Raw genomic sequence first — 3,567 nt, 5'->3', positions numbered from 1 at the left:
CGGCTCGGTCAGTCAAGGACTGACAACAAGACAACGCGGCCGCTCTCGGCATTGCCGATGGGGCGCTCGCTCGGGTAACGACGCCGCAGGGCGAGAGCCTGTTTCGCGCGGCCCACCATTCAGGCCAGCGCCGGGGCGAGCTGTTCACACCGATCCACTGGACGGACCGGCAGTCGCGGGGCGGGCGCACGGGATTGCTCGCCCGCGATCTCGCCGATCCGCATTCGGGTCAGCCCGGCTTCAAGCTCTCGCCCGCGCGGGTCGCGCCGGTCGCCGTCGACTGGCGGGGCTTCCTGATCGTCCACGGTGATGCGCCCGCCCCGAACTGCCTGTGGGCGACGCGCGTGACGGTGCCCGGCGGCGTGCTTTACGAACTGGCCGGGACCGGTGCAGCCGCGACGCTCGATCAGGCGCTGCCCCGCGGAGCGCGGATCGAGGCGAGTGATCCTGCGCGCGGCACTTTACGTGTGGCGGTGTTGCGCGATGGCCGCCTCGTCGCGGCGCTGTTCGTCACCAGCAGCGGGGAACTGCCGAGCCGCGACTGGCTGATCGGCCAGCTTCAGCAACCGCAAGGCCCGCAGGTGCTCGCCGGGCGCGCGCCCGGTCGGAGCAGCGACCGTGGGCCGGTGGTCTGCGCCTGTTTCGACATCGGTTTGCACACCATCACCGCCGCGATCCGCGATCAGCGGCTGCTGGATGTCGCCGCGATCGGTGCGGCGCTGGGGGCGGGGACCAATTGCGGATCGTGCCGCCCGGCGCTCGCCCGCATCATCACCGATATGCCGAAGGAGGCTGTTCATGGCTGACGAATTTCCCGCGGGCAGCGTCTGGCTGGTCGGCGCCGGTCCGGGCGATCCCGATCTGCTTACCCGCAAGGCCGAACGGTTGCTGCGCACCGCCACGATCGTCTTTTACGATGCGCTGGTCGGCGAGGGTGTCCTCGCGCTGATCCCGGCATCGGTACGGCGGGTGCCCGTGGGCAAGCGGTCCGGCCGGCATTCCAAGGCGCAGGAAGCGATCAACGAACTGCTGGTCGCCGCATCGTTGCAGGGGGAGCGCGTGGTGCGGTTGAAGGGCGGAGATCCGTCGATCTTCGGCCGATCGATGGAAGAATGTTCGACGCTGTCTCAAGCGGGCGTGCGGGTGCGGATCTGCCCGGGCATCACCGCCGCCAGCGCCGCCGCCGCTTCCGCCGGTATATCGCTGTCGCTGCGCGGTCTGGCGCGACGGGTGCAGTTCGCGACCGCGCACAAACGCGGCGACGCGCCGCTGGATCTGGACTGGGCGGCGCTGGCGGACCCGCATTGCACCACCGTCTTCTACATGGGCCGCAGCGCGGCGGCCGACATCAGCCGAAATCTGATCGCTGCCGGGCTTTCGGGCGCCACGCCCGTGCTGCTCGCCTGTGATGTGAGCCTTGCCAGCGAGCGACTGCTGCACACCCGCCTGGATCTCCTCCACATCGCGGTCGCCGGTTTTTTCAACGATCAGCCGACCCTCATCCTGGTAGGCGCGGCGCTCGCGGCCGGGCATAGCGCGCCCGCCGCTCCCGCATGCGATCTGAGCGACGATGTGATAGGGGAGTTCCGGCGTCTGGCGGTCTGAGGGCTGGCCGCTCCCTAGGAAACATGCGGTACGTTCCGCTGGCTCCGTTTGCCGGCGCCGCATCGCCAACGACGCGCCTTCTCATCGCCACGAACCATTGCAAAGCCGAATGTCACCGACTACCATGCATTCGAATGCAAAGTGGAGAGTGATCGTGCGGCATCTGAAGACGGGTATGGAGTCGGCCACGCGGGCGGAGCACAACCGCGCGGTTCGGGATACGGTCGAATCCATCCTGACCGATATCGAAACCCGTGGGGATGACGCCGTGCGTGAGCTGTCGATCCGGTTCGATAAATGGGATCGCGACAGCTATCGTCTCAGCGACGCGGAAATCCAGGGGTGCATCGATCAGCTGAACTCGCAGGATTTGCGCGACATCGAGTTCGCGCAAACGCAGGTCCGCAATTTTGCGCAGATCCAGCGTGAGAGCATGACGGACGTCGAGGTGGAAACGCTGCCCGGTGTCGTACTGGGACACAGGAATATCCCGTTGAACGCCGCCGGCTGCTACGTGCCGGGTGGGAAATATCCGTTGCTCGCCAGCGCACACATGAGCGTCATCACCGCCAAGGTGGCCGGAGTGAAGCGCGTCGCGACCTGCGCGCCGCCCTTCAACGGAAAGCCGGCGCCAGCGATCGTGGCGGCGCAGGCGATGGCGGGCGCGGACGAAATCTATTGTCTCGGCGGAATCCAGGCGGTGGCGGCGATGGGACTGGGGACGCAATCGATCGCGTCGGTCGACATTCTGGTCGGGCCGGGCAATGCCTTCGTCGCGGAGGCCAAGCGCCAATTGTTTGGCCGTGTCGGTATCGACCTGTTCGCCGGGCCGACCGAGACGCTGGTCATCGCCGATGAAGACGGCGCCGATGGCGAATTGTGCGCGACCGATTTGCTGGGCCAGGCGGAGCATGGGCCGGACAGTCCCGCGATCCTGCTGACCACCTCCGAAAAGCTCGCGCGGGAGACGATGGCGGAGATCGAGCGATTGCTCGCGATCCTCCCCACCGCCGATCATGCGCGCAAGGCGTGGGAAGCATATGGCGAGGTGATCGTCGCTGATTCCGACGCGGAGATGGTGCGGATTGCCGATGAGATCGCATCGGAACACGTGCAGGTCATGACCCGCGATCCCGATTACTTCCTGACGAATATGACCAATTACGGCGCGTTGTTCCTGGGGCCGCGCACCAACGTTGCTTATGGTGACAAGGTGATTGGCACCAATCACACGCTGCCGACGCGCAAGGCGGCGCGCTATACCGGCGGCCTGTGGGTCGGCAAGTTCCTGAAAACCTGCACCTATCAGCGCGTCACCAGCGATGCTGCCTCGGCGATGATCGGCGAATATTGCAGCCGTCTGTGCGCGCTGGAGGGTTTCGCGGGCCACGGCGAGCAGGCCAATGTCCGCGTGCGTCGCTACGGCGGACGCAACGTTCCCTATGCCGGGCGCGCCGAGCCGGTGGCCGAACCGGCATGATGCTGCCGCGCACGCCGTCGTTCCGGCTCGATGGTCGCCGCTCGCTGGTGACCGGGGCGGGGCGCGGGATTGGCGTGGCGCTGGCGGCGGCGCTGGCCGAGGCGGGGGCGAGCGTCGTCCTCGCCGCGCGGACGGCCGCCGAGGTCGAGGCGGCGGCCGCGGCGATCCGAGCGGCAGGCGGGAGCGCCACTGCTGCCGTGCTCGACGTCAGCGATGTGGCTGCCGTGGCTGACTTCTTCGATCGCGAGGAGCCGTTCCACGTCCTCGTCAACAATGCCGGCACCAATCGCCCCAAGCCGATGCAAGCGGTGGCGCCGGACGACTATGATATGGTGATGGATCTCAACGTCCGCTCCGCCTTCTTCGTGTCGCAGGCGTGCGTGCGGCGGATGATCGATGGCGGCGTTCGCGGCGCGCTGATCCATATCGGCAGTCAGATGGGGCATGTCGGCGGCCCCAACCTCTCGCTGTATTGCGCGTCG

At 67.4% G+C, this 3,567-nt stretch carries 3 protein-coding genes and 1 pseudogene; all 4 read left to right on the top strand.

Going from position 1 to position 3,567, the window contains the following annotated elements:
* Positions 1-29 precede the first annotated feature (29 nt).
* Positions 30-806 (top strand): annotated as a pseudogene (locus ACFDSW_RS15955) ((2Fe-2S)-binding protein); the annotation flags it as partial.
* Entirely contained in the window at positions 799-1,605 is an 807-nt protein-coding gene (gene cobA, locus ACFDSW_RS15950; RefSeq protein ID WP_375251248.1) for a uroporphyrinogen-III C-methyltransferase, read from the top strand. The pseudogene ACFDSW_RS15955 and the gene cobA, both read left to right, overlap by 8 nt.
* A gap of 175 nt (positions 1,606-1,780) precedes the next feature.
* On the top strand, positions 1,781-3,085 hold the full coding sequence (hisD, locus tag ACFDSW_RS15945; protein ID WP_375251247.1) for a histidinol dehydrogenase: 1,305 nt from the start codon (positions 1,781-1,783) through the stop codon (positions 3,083-3,085).
* Positions 3,082-3,567 (top strand): SDR family NAD(P)-dependent oxidoreductase (locus tag ACFDSW_RS15940; protein ID WP_375251246.1); only part of this gene is annotated, 486 nt, incomplete at its 3' end. The genes hisD and ACFDSW_RS15940, both read left to right, overlap by 4 nt.

It is taken from the genome of Sphingomonas sp. (assembly GCF_042091075.1).
GTDB lineage: Bacteria > Pseudomonadota > Alphaproteobacteria > Sphingomonadales > Sphingomonadaceae > Sphingomonas.
The sequence above is the reverse complement of the archived record's forward strand: the minus strand, read 5'-3'. Positions and strand labels throughout refer to the sequence as shown.

Excerpts from the sequence above, each read along its gene's own strand:
- cobA (WP_375251248.1), top strand. The coding sequence starts at position 799 with ATGGCTGACGAATTTCCCGCGGGCAGCGTCTGGCTGGTCGGCGCCGGT.
- hisD (WP_375251247.1), top strand. The coding sequence starts at position 1,781 with ATGGAGTCGGCCACGCGGGCGGAGCACAACCGCGCGGTTCGGGATACG.